The organism is Capnocytophaga sp. oral taxon 412 str. F0487 (assembly GCF_000271925.1).
Classification (GTDB): Bacteria; Bacteroidota; Bacteroidia; order Flavobacteriales; family Flavobacteriaceae; genus Capnocytophaga; species Capnocytophaga ochracea.
In genome coordinates this window covers 1-15,848 of sequence record NZ_AJZR01000036.1, presented here as the reverse complement: position 1 = coordinate 15,848, position 15,848 = coordinate 1, and the positions used below count along the sequence as shown (strand labels likewise).

At 38.9% G+C, this 15,848-nt stretch carries 18 protein-coding genes; 4 read left to right on the top strand and 14 right to left on the bottom strand.

From position 1 onward, the window contains the following. Positions 1 to 256 precede the first annotated feature (256 nt). The 3 genes from HMPREF1321_RS06415 (at position 257) to HMPREF1321_RS06405 (ending at position 3,416) form a co-directional block, all read left to right on the top strand. Positions 257 to 526 carry a hypothetical protein gene (locus HMPREF1321_RS06415; RefSeq protein ID WP_009421861.1) on the top strand — a complete coding sequence of 90 codons (270 nt, stop codon included), beginning with the start codon at positions 257 to 259 and terminating at the stop codon, positions 524 to 526. Continuing rightward, positions 523 to 999, top strand: a complete 477-nt coding sequence (locus HMPREF1321_RS06410) for a PIN domain-containing protein (protein WP_009421858.1) — start codon at positions 523 to 525, stop codon at positions 997 to 999. Before HMPREF1321_RS06415 ends, HMPREF1321_RS06410 begins: the two co-directional genes overlap by 4 nt. A 125-nt stretch (positions 1,000 to 1,124) precedes the next feature. Beyond that, positions 1,125 to 3,416 (top strand): inorganic phosphate transporter, encoded by a 2,292-nt coding sequence (locus HMPREF1321_RS06405; RefSeq protein WP_009411219.1) that lies wholly within the window; start codon positions 1,125 to 1,127, stop codon positions 3,414 to 3,416. A 77-nt stretch (positions 3,417 to 3,493) separates the two neighbouring features. Here HMPREF1321_RS06405 and HMPREF1321_RS06400 read toward each other — a convergent pair whose 3' ends face one another. Beyond that, positions 3,494 to 4,684, bottom strand: coding sequence for a phosphoglycerate kinase (locus tag HMPREF1321_RS06400; protein WP_002675311.1), 1,191 nt, complete (start codon positions 4,682 to 4,684; stop codon positions 3,494 to 3,496). A 187-nt stretch (positions 4,685 to 4,871) separates the two neighbouring features. On the opposite strand from HMPREF1321_RS06400, the gene miaB reads away from it, so the two are divergent. Next, positions 4,872 to 6,320, top strand: a complete 1,449-nt coding sequence (gene miaB, locus HMPREF1321_RS06395) for a tRNA (N6-isopentenyl adenosine(37)-C2)-methylthiotransferase MiaB (RefSeq protein WP_009421867.1) — start codon at positions 4,872 to 4,874, stop codon at positions 6,318 to 6,320. A 76-nt stretch (positions 6,321 to 6,396) separates the two neighbouring features. On the opposite strand, the gene HMPREF1321_RS06390 is transcribed toward miaB, so the two are convergent. The 13 genes from HMPREF1321_RS06390 to HMPREF1321_RS12225 all read right to left on the bottom strand — a co-directional run. Next, positions 6,397 to 6,900, bottom strand: a complete 504-nt coding sequence (locus HMPREF1321_RS06390) for a metallophosphoesterase family protein (RefSeq protein WP_009421865.1) — start codon at positions 6,898 to 6,900, stop codon at positions 6,397 to 6,399. Then, positions 6,897 to 7,655, bottom strand: coding sequence for a ribonuclease III (rnc, locus tag HMPREF1321_RS06385; RefSeq protein ID WP_009421868.1), 759 nt, complete (start codon positions 7,653 to 7,655; stop codon positions 6,897 to 6,899). Before rnc ends, HMPREF1321_RS06390 begins: the two co-directional genes overlap by 4 nt. 7 nt (positions 7,656 to 7,662) lie before the next feature. Beyond that, entirely contained in the window at positions 7,663 to 8,910 is a 1,248-nt protein-coding gene (gene fabF, locus HMPREF1321_RS06380; protein WP_009417598.1) for a beta-ketoacyl-ACP synthase II, read from the bottom strand. Between the two features lie 97 nt (positions 8,911 to 9,007). Then, complete coding sequence (locus HMPREF1321_RS06375) at positions 9,008 to 9,244, bottom strand: acyl carrier protein (RefSeq protein ID WP_002675303.1); 237 nt, start codon at positions 9,242 to 9,244, stop codon at positions 9,008 to 9,010. Positions 9,245 to 9,419: 175 nt separating this feature from the next. Beyond that, positions 9,420 to 10,508, bottom strand: a complete 1,089-nt coding sequence (locus tag HMPREF1321_RS06370) for a beta-ketoacyl synthase N-terminal-like domain-containing protein (protein ID WP_009421864.1) — start codon at positions 10,506 to 10,508, stop codon at positions 9,420 to 9,422. A gap of 27 nt (positions 10,509 to 10,535) precedes the next feature. Then, positions 10,536 to 11,393, bottom strand: coding sequence for an NAD-dependent epimerase/dehydratase family protein (locus HMPREF1321_RS06365; protein ID WP_009421860.1), 858 nt, complete (start codon positions 11,391 to 11,393; stop codon positions 10,536 to 10,538). A gap of 100 nt (positions 11,394 to 11,493) precedes the next feature. Then, positions 11,494 to 11,865, bottom strand: a complete 372-nt coding sequence (locus HMPREF1321_RS06360) for a DUF2809 domain-containing protein (RefSeq protein ID WP_009421863.1) — start codon at positions 11,863 to 11,865, stop codon at positions 11,494 to 11,496. A 23-nt stretch (positions 11,866 to 11,888) separates the two neighbouring features. Beyond that, complete coding sequence (locus HMPREF1321_RS06355; RefSeq protein WP_009421859.1) at positions 11,889 to 12,548, bottom strand: DUF2461 domain-containing protein; 660 nt, start codon at positions 12,546 to 12,548, stop codon at positions 11,889 to 11,891. A 294-nt stretch (positions 12,549 to 12,842) separates the two neighbouring features. Beyond that, entirely contained in the window at positions 12,843 to 13,370 is a 528-nt protein-coding gene (locus HMPREF1321_RS06350; protein ID WP_009421856.1) for a hypothetical protein, read from the bottom strand. Positions 13,371 to 13,382: 12 nt separating this feature from the next. Beyond that, complete coding sequence (locus HMPREF1321_RS06345; protein ID WP_009421862.1) at positions 13,383 to 13,844, bottom strand: hypothetical protein; 462 nt, start codon at positions 13,842 to 13,844, stop codon at positions 13,383 to 13,385. Positions 13,845 to 13,896: 52 nt separating this feature from the next. Beyond that, positions 13,897 to 14,394, bottom strand: coding sequence for a hypothetical protein (locus HMPREF1321_RS06340; protein WP_009421855.1), 498 nt, complete (start codon positions 14,392 to 14,394; stop codon positions 13,897 to 13,899). A 12-nt stretch (positions 14,395 to 14,406) separates the two neighbouring features. Further along, positions 14,407 to 15,429 carry a C10 family peptidase gene (locus HMPREF1321_RS06335; protein WP_009421857.1) on the bottom strand — a complete coding sequence of 341 codons (1,023 nt, stop codon included), beginning with the start codon at positions 15,427 to 15,429 and terminating at the stop codon, positions 14,407 to 14,409. A 4-nt stretch (positions 15,430 to 15,433) separates the two neighbouring features. Further along, on the bottom strand, positions 15,434 to 15,848 hold a 415-nt coding region (locus tag HMPREF1321_RS12225), incomplete at its 5' end, for a Spi family protease inhibitor (protein WP_009421866.1).

The following is a 15,848-nucleotide window of genomic DNA, read 5'->3' as shown; positions in this document are numbered from 1 at the left end:
TTATATACCCTTCCTATACCAATCGTCCAAGATTCGTATAAGCTTCCTATAAGCTCTCTATAAGCTAACCGTACCCATTTTACCTCTTACCTTTTACTTTTTACCTATATTACCTCTTCCGTTATCTTTCGGTATCTTATGATACTCCAAAAAATCCAATTACTAACCCTCAATTAGTAAAACCTAACCCATTTTTTGCCAGTCTCCTAATTTATTACTACCTTTGCCTCATACAAATAAAAAATACTTAAACATTATGTCTTACATAGCAACTATAAACAGTAATAATCCTGAAGCCTTAAAGGTAATAAATTACCTTAAAACTCTTGACTTTGTGAAAGTTACTAAGAAAAAAGAATCCAAAAAAAATGTAACAGTTACTTCCGAAGTTTTAGAGGAAGATGAAAACGGCATCCCTCTAAAATTTAAAGATAAAATAATGGCTATGTCAAAACAAGCAAATCGCAATATGACCAAACGTTGGGAAGCTGCTATCGCCAAAGAAGAAAAAAAGCATAAAATATGATAGTCATTTCCGACTCCAATATCATTTTCAGTTGCTTTTACACCCCTAATGGCGTAATAGCCTCTATTCTTAAAAACAAGAAGAATAAGTTACAATTTATAGCCCCCTCTTTTCTATTAGAAGAAGTTAAAGAACATTTGCCCGAAATTATGAAAGACAACCTTCTCACTAAAAGAAAGGCAAACGCTTTATTGAAAGAATTTACCCAAAACATTACTTTCTACGAATTAAAAGATATAAAAAAACAAAATAGAGAGAAAGCAAGTAAAATAGCCAAAAATATAGACCCCGATGATTATCTTTTTATAGCTTTACACTTTGAAAAGGGACATAAAATATGGACTTGTGACAACATCCTTTCTAAAAGATTAAAAGAAATGGGCTACGATATATGTATTTCTACACAAGAATTAAAAGCCAATATCTATAAAAAAGTATATCCTCTACGAAAAGATTCTCAAAATAAAAAATAACCTTAGTTCCTCATATTTATATAACTAAGAAAACATCAATAAACCTCCTCTTAAATTTACTAATCAGCAAATTGTCTAATTGACAAATTATTCATATCTTTGCCCCATAAAACTGATATAGTGTTATGGAACAGGTGTACATCTTTATGCTGTTCGTGTTCTTGGTGCTCGCCGTTATCGATTTGGTGGTGGGTGTGAGTAACGATGCAGCTAACTTTCTTAACTCTGCCGTAGGCTCCAAAGTAGCCACCATTCGCACCATTATGATAGTCGCCAGTGTGGGGGTAGCCATTGGTGCCGTCTTTTCTAGCGGAATGATGGAAATCGCTCGTAAAGGCATCTTTAACCCTCAGCTCTTCTATTTCGATGAGGTTATGGTTATCTTTATGTCGGTTATTCTTGCCGATATCCTCCTCTTCGACCTCTTCAACTCTATCGGTCTACCTACTTCCACAACCGTTTCTATCGTATTCGAACTCTTGGGCGCTGCGATGTGTGTTGCCACTATCAAAACGTTTATGAGTGACGAATCGCTTTTTAACGCTTTCAACTATATCAATACAAGCGAAGCAGGCAAAATTATCACCGGTATTTTTACCTCGGTAGCCATCGCTTTTACAGTCGGTACGATTGTACAATATTTAGCCCGATTAGTATTCTCATTTAAATATCAAGAAAATGTAAAATATGTAGGAGGTGTATTCGGTGGGCTCTCGCTTACAGGGCTTTCCTACTTCATTATCTTTAAAGGACTCAAAGACGTCGCTTTCATTCCTAAAGAAGCCATTGCGTGGATAGACACGAATATAGTGCCGCTACTCATTGGCTGTTTTATTTTCTATTCGGTGCTCTCACAAGTGCTTATCCGTATGAAAGTAAATATTTTTAGGGTAATTATCCTCAGCGGTACTTTTGCTTTGGCAATGGCTTTTGCGGGTAACGACTTAGTGAACTTCATAGGGGTACCCGTAGCGGCTTATCAGTCGTACGATATATGGCATAATTCAGGAGTAGCTCACGACGGCTTGCTAATGGGTGCTTTAGCCGATGGGCAAATCTCTACTCCTACCGCCTTGCTATTGCTTACCGGTTTTGTGATGATTCTCACCCTTTGGTTTTCCAAAAAAGCACGTCACGTAATCGATACAGGCGTCAATCTATCTCGTCAAAACGAAGGAGGTGAAGAGAAGTTTTCTTCTAACTTCTTATCGCGATTCTTGGTGCGTATTACAGTGATTTGTGCCAATGCCGTGAACTTCATAATGCCAAAGTCAATTAGCAACAAAATAGACCACCGTTTTGAAAAACCTGAACCTGACCCTAATGTAAAAGAAGAAGACCTTCCTGCTTTCGACCTCGTCCGTGCTGCTATTAACCTCGTGGTATCCAGTAGTTTGATTGCCATTGGTACTTCCTTTAAGCTCCCGCTTTCTACTACTTATGTAACATTTATGGTGGCAATGGGTTCTTCCCTTGCCGATAGAGCTTGGGGGCGCGATAGTGCCGTATATCGCGTGGCAGGGGTACTGAACGTAATCGGCGGTTGGTTTTTAACAGCCATTGTTGCCTTTATCGGGGCATTTTTAGTAGCAGGCATATTGTATTACGGAAGTGTGATTGGGCTTATTGTGATGATAATGGTAGTAGGCTTTGTGCTCATTCGCAACGCAATTATCTACCGCAATAAACAGAAAGCCAAAGCACAAGGCAAACGCTTTGAGCGTGCCGACTTGGCTACCATTGGCGGTGTCATCAAAGAAAGCTCTAACTATGTATCCGAAACGATTTTCCGCATCGACCAGCTTTATAGCAAAGTGGTGAAGAATCTCGGTACTCAAGATTTAGGCAAACTCACCAAAAACAAAAAGAATGCTAAAAAGCTCGAAAAAGAACTCGATGAGCTGAAAGGTAATGTATACTACTTTATCAAATCGCTGAATGAAAGTTCGGTGGCGTCCAGCAAGTTTTATATCCTTATTTTGGACTGTTTGCAGGATATGGCACAATGTCTCACGGCTATCACACTCAATAGTTATGAACACGTAAACAACAATCACAAGAACCTCAAATTTAATCAGCTACGTGACTTAAAATACATTTCCGATAAGATGGAAGATGTGTTTAAGGCAGAAGCCGAAATATTCAAAGGTTCAGACTATAACAAGTTACACGTAATTTTCGAAGATTGTAAGGTATTGAAAAACGAAGTGTCAAAGATGGTACAAAAACAAATCGACCGTATTCGCACTACCGAAACCAGTCATAAAACTACTAAATTATATTTTAGTATTTTATTAGAAACCAATGCGCTTATTCGTGCTAATAACAACCTGCTAATGCAGTTCGATGAATACCAAAAACAGCAAAATAAGAAGAAGAAAATGAACCTTATCACCCAAGTAACAGGGAAGAAATAATGAAGATATAATGAAGATATAAAAAGAGGCAACTAAGTTAATTTTTAGTTGCCTCTTTTTCTTTTTCTATATTTTAACTATTCGTTAATAGCTGCAATACCAGGAAGTACCAATCCTTCAAGGCTTTCAAGCATCGCTCCACCACCAGTAGAAACATAACTTACTTTATGCTCAAAACCAAATTGTTTTACAGCAGCTACCGAGTCGCCACCTCCTACAAGTGAGAAAGCACCTTTTTTAGTAGCTTCAGCCACGTAATCACCTACGGCAATGGTACCTTTTGCGAAGTTAGGCATTTCAAATACTCCGATAGGACCATTCCACAAAATAGTTTTTGATTTAAGCAATACCGATTTGATATTTTCAAGAGTCTTAGGTCCTGCATCCAATCCTTCCCAACCATCGGGAATAGCATTTACAGGTACTACTTGTGTTTTGGCGTTGTTATCGAAAGCGTCAGCAGCTACTACGTCTATAGGCAAGTGTACTTCTACTCCTTTAGCTTTGGCTTTGGCAAGGATATCGAGTGCAAGGTCAAGTTTATCATCTTCGCAGATAGAACTACCTACTTTTCCGCCTTGTGCTTTGATGAAAGTATAAGCCATACCCCCACCTATGATAAGGTGGTTCACTTTATCTAAGATATTTTCGATAATAGTGATTTTAGAAGAAACTTTTGAACCACCAAGGATAGCAGTTACAGGTTTTTCGCCGTTCTTCATCACTTTATCAATACTTTCAATCTCCTTAGCGAGGAGGTAACCAAAGCATTTGTGGTTAGGGAAGAATTTCGCTACAATAGTAGTCGAAGCGTGAGCGCGGTGAGCGGTACCAAAAGCGTCGTTCACATAGATATCGCCGAGTTTAGCAAGCTGTTTAGAGAATGCTTCATCTCCTTTTTCTTCTTCGTTATGAAAACGCAAGTTTTCAAGTAATACCACACTACCAGCAGGAGCAGCTGCTACCGCTTTTTCGGCTACTTCGCCTACGCAATCATCTACAAAAATCACTTTTTTACCTAATACTTTTTCCACTTCACTTACGATGTGACGCAAAGAATACTTGTCGTTGCGTTCCCCTTTAGGGCGACCTAAGTGGCTCATAAGTACTGCAGTTCCTCCATCTTTGAGAATTTTCTCGATAGTAGGTTTCGCAGCCTCAATACGAGTGTTATCGGTTACTTTAAAATTTTCGTCCAATGGCACATTAAAGTCCACGCGAATAAGGGCTTTCTTGCCCGCAAAATTAAAATTGTCTATGGTTTTCATATATCTAAAACTACAATAATTTTATTCAAGCCTCAAAGGTACAACAAAAAAGTGATATACACAAAACTTTTTGACAATAATTTTATTTCACCAATTGCCCTTAATGGTAGAATTGGCACACTGACAAATTGGCTAATTGCCAAATTATCTTTATCTTTGCGCCCTCAATTCAGAAACTCAAACCTCTATGGCTAAAGAAATAGACGAAAGTAAGCAAGGGCAAAGCCTTGTTTTACAAGCTGATAATAACAATTCCAAAAAACTATATATCGAGAGTTACGGTTGCCAAATGAACTTCTCCGACAGTGAAATTGTAGCTTCTATTCTCTCCAAAGCGGGATATAATACCACTGATACTGTTGATGATGCCGATTTGGTACTTATCAACACCTGCTCAGTGCGCGAAAAGGCAGAACAGACTATTCGCAAGCGTTTGGAGCAGTTTAATGTGTACAAACGCAAGAAACCTGCTATGAAAGTGGGCGTATTGGGTTGTATGGCCGAAAGGGTAAAACACGCCTTCCTCGAAGAAGAAAAAATAGTGGATATGGTGGTAGGTCCTGATGCTTATAAGGATTTGCCTAACCTACTTGAAGAAGTGGAAGAAGGTCGTGAAGCGGTAAATGTGATTCTCTCTAAGGACGAAACCTATGCCGATATTGCACCTATTCGTCTCAATAGCAACGGTGTAACAGCTTTTGTGTCTATTACGCGCGGTTGTGACAATATGTGTACTTTCTGCATTGTACCTTTCACTCGCGGACGTGAACGCAGTCGTGACCCTTATTCTATCCTCAACGAAATAGCCGACCTCCAAGCGCGTGGTTTCAAAGAGGTTACTCTCTTGGGGCAAAATGTGGATAGTTATCTTTGGTATGGAGGCGGGCTCAAAAAGGATTTCAGCAAAGCAAGTGAGATGCAACAAGCCACCGCTATCAACTTCGCTAAACTCCTCGATATGGTGGCAACAGCTCAGCCTGAAATGCGCATCCGCTTTTCTACCTCCAATCCGCAGGATATGACCCTCGATGTGATTGATACGATGGCAAAACACCCTAATATCTGCAAGTATATCCACCTGCCCGTACAGAGCGGTAGCAATCGTATTCTCAAAGCGATGAACCGCCTTCATACTCGCGAAGAGTACTTTACACTCATCAATAGCATACGCGAACGCATTCCTGAGTGTGCTATTTCGCAGGATATGATTGCTGGTTTCCCCACCGAAACTGAAGAAGACCACCAAGATACGCTTTCGCTAATGGAATATGTGAAGTACGATTTTGGATTTATGTTTGCCTATTCTGAGCGCCCTGGCACATTAGCCGCCCGCAAAATAGAAGACGATGTACCTGAAGAAGTAAAAAAACGCCGTCTTGCTGAAATTATTGACTTACAACAAAAACACAGCTTGTACCGCACCCAAGCACAAATAGGCAAAACGGTAGAAGTGCTTATAGAGGGAAACTCTAAAAAATCGGATAAAGAGTGGATGGGGCGCAATAGTCAGAATACCGTAGTAGTATTCCCCAAAGAAGATTATAAAATAGGCGATTTTGTAATGGTAAAAATTACAGATTGTACTTCTACTACCCTAATAGGAAAAGCTATAAAAATTAGTAATGAAAGACAATAGAGAAGAAACAAAATAGGCTGCCTGGTTAAGGGACAGCCTATTTTATATTACTTTTAGTTGTGATAATATTAGCAACTTAATTACCTGTTGCGTTACGAGCTAACTCTATAATCTCTAAATTCTTAATCTCTCCTGCTTCTATCTCAAAACGAAGCATCGTACGCACGGTTTGCCAACCATAAAGACCAGCAGCTCCTGGATTGAGGTGTAGCAACTGAAACTGTTTATCGTATTGTACTTTTAGAATATGTGAATGCCCCGAAATGAAGAGTTTAGGAGAGCAGCTTAGGATTTCTTGTTTTGCCAACGGACTGTATTTATTAGGGTAACCACCTATGTGTATCATCAGTACCTCTACACCCTCACAAGCAAACCGATTTACTTCAGGAAACTGTTGTCGTACCTCTATACCATCGATATTACCATAAACCCCACGCAAAGGTTTTACGGCTTGCAACGCCTCTATCACTTCCAGGCTACCAAAGTCACCACAATGCCACACTTCGTCTGCCTCACTAGCGTAGTGCAATATACGATCGTCTATATACGAATGAGTATCGGAGAGGAGAAGGATTTTCATTGTACATCTAATTTATGATGTTGTTTACCCTGAATCTTATAACAAGCTCGTTTGGCAGCAATCTCTTCTGCTTTTTTCTTAGACGTAGAACGCGCCCGAGTTACCGAAAAGCCTTGTACGTGCACTTTAGCAACGAAAAACTTAGTCTCAGAACAATCTTCTATATCTTCTTCAGCCTCAAAAGCAAAGTCTAACTTATGTTTTTGACACCATTCTATCAACAAACTCTTATGGCTAATAACCTTTCCTTCCAAATTCTTGATGTTGATATACGGCAAGATAAGCTCACGCTCAATGAACTTAAAACAAGCCTTATAACCTCTGTCTAAATAAATTGCTCCTATAAGTGCCTCGAAGAGGTTACCAGTGATATTATTACCTAATTGTCTCGGAGTGAGTTTAGTGCGCAAGAAGTCCAAGAGCCTCATATCCTTACCGAGCTGGTTGAGATTGCGACGTTCTACAATTTTAGAGCGCATTTTGGTAAGATAGCCTTCATCTTGTTCAGGAGCATTGGTAAAAATATAGTCGGCTATCACGGCGCCAAGAATCGCATCACCCAGAAATTCAAGGCGCTCATAGCTCTTACGTGTCGCTTTTTGGAATTGGTAAGAAGGGTGTGTAAAAGCCTCACTGTAATACGATAAGTTTTTAGGAGGGAATCCTAAAAGCTCTTTGATTTTAGTATAAAAAATCCCGTCTTTCTTCTTAGGAATAAGACGGGGGAAAGTTAATATTTTCTTTAAGCTGAACACTTATAGTTTATATCTTTTTGAATAATAAGCACGCATTGTGTCCACCAAAACCAAAGGTATTGCTCATCGCTACTTTCACGTCGCGGTGTTGCGCTTTGTTGAAGGTGAAGTTAAGGCGTTGATCTATTTTTTCATCGGGATGTTCAAAGTTGATGGTAGGAGGAACGATGCTGTGTTTGATAGCGAGAATAGACGCTACTGCTTCTATCGCTCCCGCAGCCCCCAACAAGTGCCCCGTCATCGATTTAGTAGAGTTAATATTAATATCGTAGGCGTGCTCACCAAATACATCCAATACTGCCTTAGATTCAGCGATGTCTCCTAATGGAGTAGAGGTACCGTGCATATTGATAGCATCTACTTCGTTCACTGATACTCCTGCGTCTTTAAGACAGTTAATCATCACGTTTTTAGCACCAAGCCCTTCAGGGTGAGGCGCCGTCATATGGTAAGCATCAGCAGAGAGACCTCCTCCTGCCAATTCGCAGTATATAGTAGCCCCACGAGCCACTGCGTGATTGTACTCTTCAAGCACTACCGCACCTGCTCCTTCGCCTAATACAAAACCATCGCGATTAGCATCAAACGGACGAGAAGCTTTGGCAGGGTCTTCATTGAAAGTAGAAAGAGCGTGCAAGGCGTTGAAACCACCGATTCCAGCAATAGTAACCGCTGCTTCCGAGCCACCTGATACCATCATATCAGCATAGCCAAAACGAATGTAGTTTAACGCATCTATCATAGCATTAGCTGCAGAGGCACACGCTGAGACTGTAGTGAAGTTAGGACCCCTAAAACCATAGCGTATAGAAATCACACCTGCTGCGATATCAGCTATCATTTTAGGTATAAAGAATGGATTAAAGCGTGGCGTACCATCGCCTTCGTTGAAGTTGATTACCTCATTTTGGAAAGTTTCTAACCCCCCAATACCTGAGCCCCAAATTACCCCTATGCGGTCTTTATCAAGCGTATCCATATCAAGATGAGCATCTTTTACGGCTTCATCAGCAACCACTAAGGCATATTGAGCAAATTTATCGAGCTTACGTGCTTCTTTTTTGTCTATAAAATCCTCGACATTAAAGTTTTTTACTTCGCAAGCAAACTTTGTCTTAAACTTTGAAGCATCGAAATGGGTAATAGGCGCAGCACCGCTCTTGCCGGCTACGAGTCCTTCCCAAAACTCTTGGGCGGTATTACCTATAGGGGTAAGAGCCCCTATACCTGTAACTACAACACGTCTTTTCTCCATATTAGTTTCAACTTTTTAGCATTTAGGTTTAGAGCAAAAAGCATTAAGCAGTAAGCTACCAAGTATATACGCTGATAGCCTACTGCCTATGAGCCAATTATTGTTTAGCGTCTTCAATATATTTGATTGCTTGACCTACAGTTGCAATGTTTTCAGCTTGGTCATCTGGAATTTGAATATCAAATTCTTTTTCAAACTCCATAATCAATTCAACAGTGTCTAATGAATCAGCTCCTAAGTCGTTAGTGAAGCTCGCTTCTGCGGTTACTTCATTTTCGTCTACGCCTAATTTATCAACGATAATGGCTTTAACTCTTGATGCAATGTCTGACATAATTTTCTTTTTTTATAATTTGATAATAATTACTGCCGGCAAAAGTAACACTTTTTTTTTGAAACACAATCTTTTTCGTACAAATATTCTTATTTTTTACTTTTAAAAAGTACAAACCTACTTATTATCATAGATTTATCATTTTATAAATATTCTACTTTTTACTTTGCTTTTTTCACTTTTTTACTATCACACTTATTCCATTTCCGCCAAATCCTACGGCATTAATTAATATATGTTCGGGTTTATCGGGTACAGATTCAGGATAACTAAGGTAAGGCACCCCTTCGAAACGGTTATTCTGTAACATTCGTATTGCCATTGCGAGGTTGAGTGCTCCACTCGCCCCATAGGTATGTCCGTGTTGCCATTTATTATTGGTGAGTAGAGGTTTTTCTTCACCAAAAACCGCTTCTATAGCGTTGAGTTCAGCTTGATCACCTTTGATAGTACCAGTACAATGGGTTACAATCACATCTATTTTGGGGTTCCCAGCACTTGTCAAAGCACGACGCATAGCTTCTTGTAAGCACTGTCCGTTTTTAGAGAGCGATACGCTATGGGTAAGTTTTTCAGTGGCAAAGCCTATCCCTACGATATAGGCTAAGGCGTTAGGTCGTTCTCCTTTTTCTAAACAGAAACAACCTGCCCCCTCCCCTAGCACCATTGTGCTTTGTTTTTTGCTCATATCCATTGCACGACAAGGATAAGGAAAAGGCAGACTACTGTATATTTTCAGAGCTTTCACTTGTGCAATTGTAAAAGGGGTAAGAGGTGCCTCGCTACCACCTACCAAGAAGCGGTCTTCCATATCACTCTCTAACCACGCAATGGCATTGGCAACGCCGTGTAAAGCGGTAGAGCAAGTAATAGAATGTGAGAGCTCAAAACCCTCATTGCTCAAATCCTGCGCTACCCAAGTGCTAATATTGCCCAAAGTAGTAGTAGGCGAAGCTAAGGTTTGGCAACTACCTTCTTTCAGAAAATGACTAAAATGCTTTTCAAACAACATTGTTGCTCCTCGCGACGACCCTATATTGATACCAAAACGAACTCCTTGCCACCCTGCTTGCGCAACGGCTCTTCGTGCAGTATGTAAGGCATAAAGAACGGTGGGGTCTAAGGGCTCATAAGCAGAATTAGAAGCTCTGAGTTGTTCTATAAGTTTTTGGTCACGGTCAGAAAGTCGCCCTTGTGGAATATTATTGTGAAGAGAGAGAGCCTCAGCTGCGAGAGTACTCGCCCCTATAATAGCTATTTTCATTTCCCGCTTGTTAATTGTTGTTAATTGTTAATTATCAATTGACAATAGTTCTATATATTCTTTAATATGCTTCTTCGCTTGCCAGCCCAAGGCTTCTGTTTTTTGGGTAATAACTTCAGCTGTCATACGGTTACCTTTGCGCTCCGGTAGCATTTGTATCTCACCCCCAAAAAGCTGAGCAATTTCTAAAACTGTATAAGTCTCCGGACTGCCGATACCATAGCCGTCGCCTTTACCTTTTTCACCTACCAAGAGTAAGCCCGCTACTATATCATCTATATGCGTAAAATTGCGCTGTTGAGTACCTGGGGCTACTACTGTGAGAGGCTCACCTTTCTTCTTCTTCTCTATAAAGAGTGCTATAAGCGTCGCATATTTCCCCGTGCCAACTTCTCCTTTGCCATAAACATTGTAGAAATACACAATAGCATAGTTAAGCCCATACCACATACCGTAGTTCTTGATAAGCTCTGTATTCGACGATTTGCTCCAAGCATACGGACTTTGGTCTTTCCCTAAACCCCCGTCACCAAACTTGGTGCTACTACCCGCATACACGAGTTTAGCCCCGTGTTTTCTGCAGAACTCTAATACTTTCAGCGTACCTATTTTGTTAAACAACAATACCTTGTCGATATCCTCAAAACTCTGTTCCACCCGTGAGTATTCACCTAAGTGATAAATAATATCAGGTGAAAAACTGATAAGCTCGAAGATATGTTCGGTACTTCCTTCGATATATTGCACCCCTTCCACGTGATTTTCACGCTTACCGGTAAAATAATTGTCTAACGAATAGACCTCGTTGTTAGGGTCTTTGGCAAGGGATTCACAAAGGTTAGAACCTACAAAGCCTGCCCCTCCGGTTACTAATATTTTCTTCATTTATCTTAATAATACAACCTTAGTTCAATATAATATTATCCCGATTTTACAATTGCTTTGGGTTATATTATATAGGGGCAAATAACCATTCACCCCCATTTTATTTATTCTTACTTGTGAATTGCAAAATAAGACAACCAATGGCGTAGCACACCACATCTGCCCACGAAAAGTGATTGCCTAAGAGGATATACCCCAAGCTTCCTCTCGTGAAGCCCAAATAAGTAGCTACCCCCAAGTACTGCATCACTTCTACGGCTACCGCAAAGGCAAATATACCCCAGATGAGTTTATCTTTGTACTTCACTTTCACGAACGAAAGCACTAAGTAGTACAGCAATATCACCACCAGTACATCGCCTATATAGCCTCTGATAAAGCCCATACTGCTAAACACTGTCGCAATGAGCAGTTCTGCCCCCAACAGTGCCAACGCCCATATAAAGTACTTTTTGTTGAATGTTAATTTCATTATTCCCCCTTACCTTTTATCTTTTACCCAAAAAGCGCTTCTCCATTCAAATTCGTCGTCAAAGCTTCTGTCATAAAGTCTAAAAACGGGCGCATTGCCAAAAGTCCCTGCACTACTTTCTTATCAAAGTCCTTCGCTGTAGCTTCTTGTCGTGTATAGTCGTGTTTTAAGAGAAACTGCTTTTTGCGCAAATAGGCAATCATCGGGTCGTCTTTCTCAAAACCTTTGGGGGCAGTCTTCACCTCGTCACCCCATAGTTTCCCGTCAAACTCTTTCTTTATCCCCTCACTATTCATCACTTTTTGAAAATCCTCAGCATTAAGAGAAATTTCCTGACGCATACGCAATAAATCTTCTTTGTTAGGGTCGAAAAAACCTCCCCCTATAAAGGTCTCTTGCGGACTAATATGCACGTAATACCCACCGCGGTAATGCGGTTGTTTCCGTTGTATATAGCAACCGAAGTGTGTCTTGTAAGGTGTTTTGTCTTTAGAAAAGCGCAAATCGCGATAGATGCGGTATATTTTCAGTGCCGCAAGGGTATCGTGCTCAGCAAGCCCAGTATAAATATTATTGAAAAGCAATGTAGCTTCTATTTTAGCACATTCATAAGCCTCCTTATGAGTATCGAACCACTCTTTATTATTGTTTTTAGCGAGGTCTGTAAGAAAAGAAAAAATCATAATACTAATTACAAATGACAAATAACCAATAAGGATATCTTTGTTGTTAGAAGTGCAAAGATAGTAAATAATTGTAAATAGAAGACAATTAAATAACGATTTTTTAGTTTAGAGATTTTTACTAAAATTAAGAAATCATATAGTTTTCCCTTAAAAATTTTGAACTTATAAAAGTATGAAATTCAATGTTTTATATAGCCTTTGTATAGCTATCTTCCAAGATTCGTATAAGCTTCCTATAAGCTCTCTATAAGCTAAGCATATCTACCCTATATATAAAAAGTCTTAAAATTTTCAGATTTTCACACTTACCCCCACTTTAAATGAAAGAGCATTCCCAAAAGCCACTTGTCCGTTGAGTCCTACGCTTTTGAAGATGAAATAGCGAAAACCTAAATGTGCATTCCACAATACAAAATTATTAGGGTGCTCTTTCCTAAATTTTTCAGGGATAGGAGTAGAAGAACTATCACAACCACCTGAACTATGTCCGTCAGGAGTATCGCTTTGCCAAAAACAATGCCCTATTGAAAGCCCTGTATACCAATCGGTAGTAATGCGATGGTCAAAATGAAAGTCCACACTGAGCTCAGGTACGTAAGCAGTTTCGTATTTACTTTTAAGATTAAAACTCTGGTTAGAAAAGTTTGCTCCCACCGAGAAACGAGGCGTAGCCCCATAGTGTACCCCTCCGCCTATAATACCTCCTATAAACGAAGCACCTGTTTGCACATCAATAAATACATCGCCTTTAGTATAGGCTTCTTGAGCGCTTATTTGCAATGCAAAAAGCAATAGCGTAAAGAATAAGAGATTTTTCATAAGGAATAAAGGTTATTTTGCTAAATAATGATTTTCCACTTTTACACCGTCTACACGGATTTCATTAGTAACTGCATACTCTCCACATTCACCACTTTTCATATAACCATTTACTTCTATTTTATAGGTTTTGGTAGCATTCTGAAGGTAGAGGGTTTCTGTTTTTCCAGTGTAAACATCGTTACTAAAAGGAAGAGTAACTGAAATGTATAAATAAGTCTTTTCTGCTTTGGTGGTTTCATAACTATTATATTCATACGCCTTTTTCTCTCCTTCAAGTAATTTATATAAGCTAATATTTACTTTATCAATTTTTCCTTCTTCATTTATAAATTCCTTGTAAAGTTTAGAAGTTTTGTTGATAGCAAAGGTAAATTCAGGAAGGGGGAGAGAACACGCTCTTTCTTCATCTTTCTCTCGACAAGAAATGATACTAACAAACAATAATATTGTAAGATATAATATTCGTTTCATAATACTTATTTTATTACCCTTTGGCAGAAGGCTCTCTACAAAAGAGCTAAAGTTATTTTGCTAAATAAGGCACTTCTATTTTAGTACCATCTACACGAATTTCATTCGTAACAGCCACAGTCCCACATTCTGTATCCTTCATATAGCCGTTTACCTCTATTTTATAAGTTTTAGTAGCATTTTGAAGGTAGAGAGTTTCTGTTTTTCCGGTGTAAACATCATTCTCAAACGGAAGTCCAATAATTATCTGTAAATAATCATTGTTTTTCTCGGGTTTAAAAGAACCAAACAATATACTATCATATTGTTTCTTTTCTCTGCTAACTTGCTTGTAGAAAGAGATATTTGCTTTGTCAATTTCTCCTGCTTGGTTAGTAAATTCTTTATAAAGTTCAGAACTTTTATTTATAAGTAAGATAAAATCAGGAGGAGGTACTTGACACGGCTTTATTTCTTTTGGGTCTTTTTTTACCTCTTTCACCTCTTGTGAGTCTTTACTGCAATTAACAAAGACTAATAAAAGGATTAAAAATAATAATATTCGTTTCATAATAAAAAAATCTTATTTTATATTAACAATTATTTTCTTATAAAATTGGTAATCTCTTCTCCCAGATTTATACATATTAGAAGAGTCTTTTTCCCCTTTGGTATCAAAAATACCTATATGATACCACCCAGAGGCACTATTTGAACCATCTGCACGTCCTCCCCATCCTAGATTATTATGTACTAATTCAATTGTTTGTTCTCCCATACGCACAAAATCATCTGGACTATCACAAGTAGTAACCAAGGTTACGGTTCTTCTTTTTAATAAATAACCATCAAGTACCCAAGCGTGACAAGTTACATTATCACATCCCTGTATATACAAAGGTCTATTATTTTTTATTTCTGAAATAACTTGATTATTATTGTAGTCCGTAAAATAAGCACTTCTATACTCTAAATTATGTAATGCTTCTAAAGCCCTACCTGAGCTACTTCCTCTATCACAAGTATATTCCATAGCTAATAGATCTTTATCTCCTAGATGGGCTAATAGATATTGAATATCTTCTTTAGCTGTATCGTCTACAGAAAAACTATAAATATTAGAAAATAAATCTCCTGTGTCTATATTGGTCATATTTTCCCAATGCATTTTTCGTCCCACGATAGTATTAGGTCTCTTATGATAAGCTAATATCTGTCCTATAGCTACTGCTACACAGCCTACTGGAGCTTCATCATCACCACATTGTATAGAGACTTTATTATTATATTTTCTACTTTGACTCCAAAGAGTTTTTAATAAAGGACGCTTAAATTCGTTTAATTCCCATTTCCCATAAATATAAATATCATTTTTGTAATGGTCAGGTTCTATACAAAAGAAGTTTTTAAATTTTCTTCCTTTCCCTTCATCTGGTTCAAACTTACTCTTCACTCGTTTACCCTCTTTATCAAAGAGTCCTTTTGCTATCAGTTCTTCTTGCCGTTCTTTAGAAAGTTGTTTAAAAATAGCTTCTTCGGCTTTGGTAGCGAGTTTTTCTTTATTAGCTTCAAAAGCGGCACGCTGTTCCTCTATATATGCCTGCATATAGCTAAAGAGTATCGCTTGCCCTGGGGTTACTAATAGTGTCGCCTAAATGTCCGTAAGAGTTATAAGCTAATACGCCAGGCACACGCCTATCGGCTGAGGTAATTACATAGCCTTGGTTGTTGGCAAAGTTTACAATGTAGACATCGGCTTGTTCGGGTTTTGCGTTGCCTTTAGTAGGTACGTAAGGCTTGCGAGTGTCGCCTTTTACTACCTCAATCGAGCCAATTTTTAAGGGAGCTTTGGTAACAATACCTTCTACTTCACGCATTTGCATAGCGGTAGCGAGAGCGGTTTCTTGGGCTTCCTCCGCCGAAATATGGGTTTGCCCTGTGAGAGCTACCCAACCTAAAAGTCCGTTGTCGGAAGCCTTCGTTTCAGTACTGGGTAATACTGAAATATCAGTGTCGGTTGCGAAC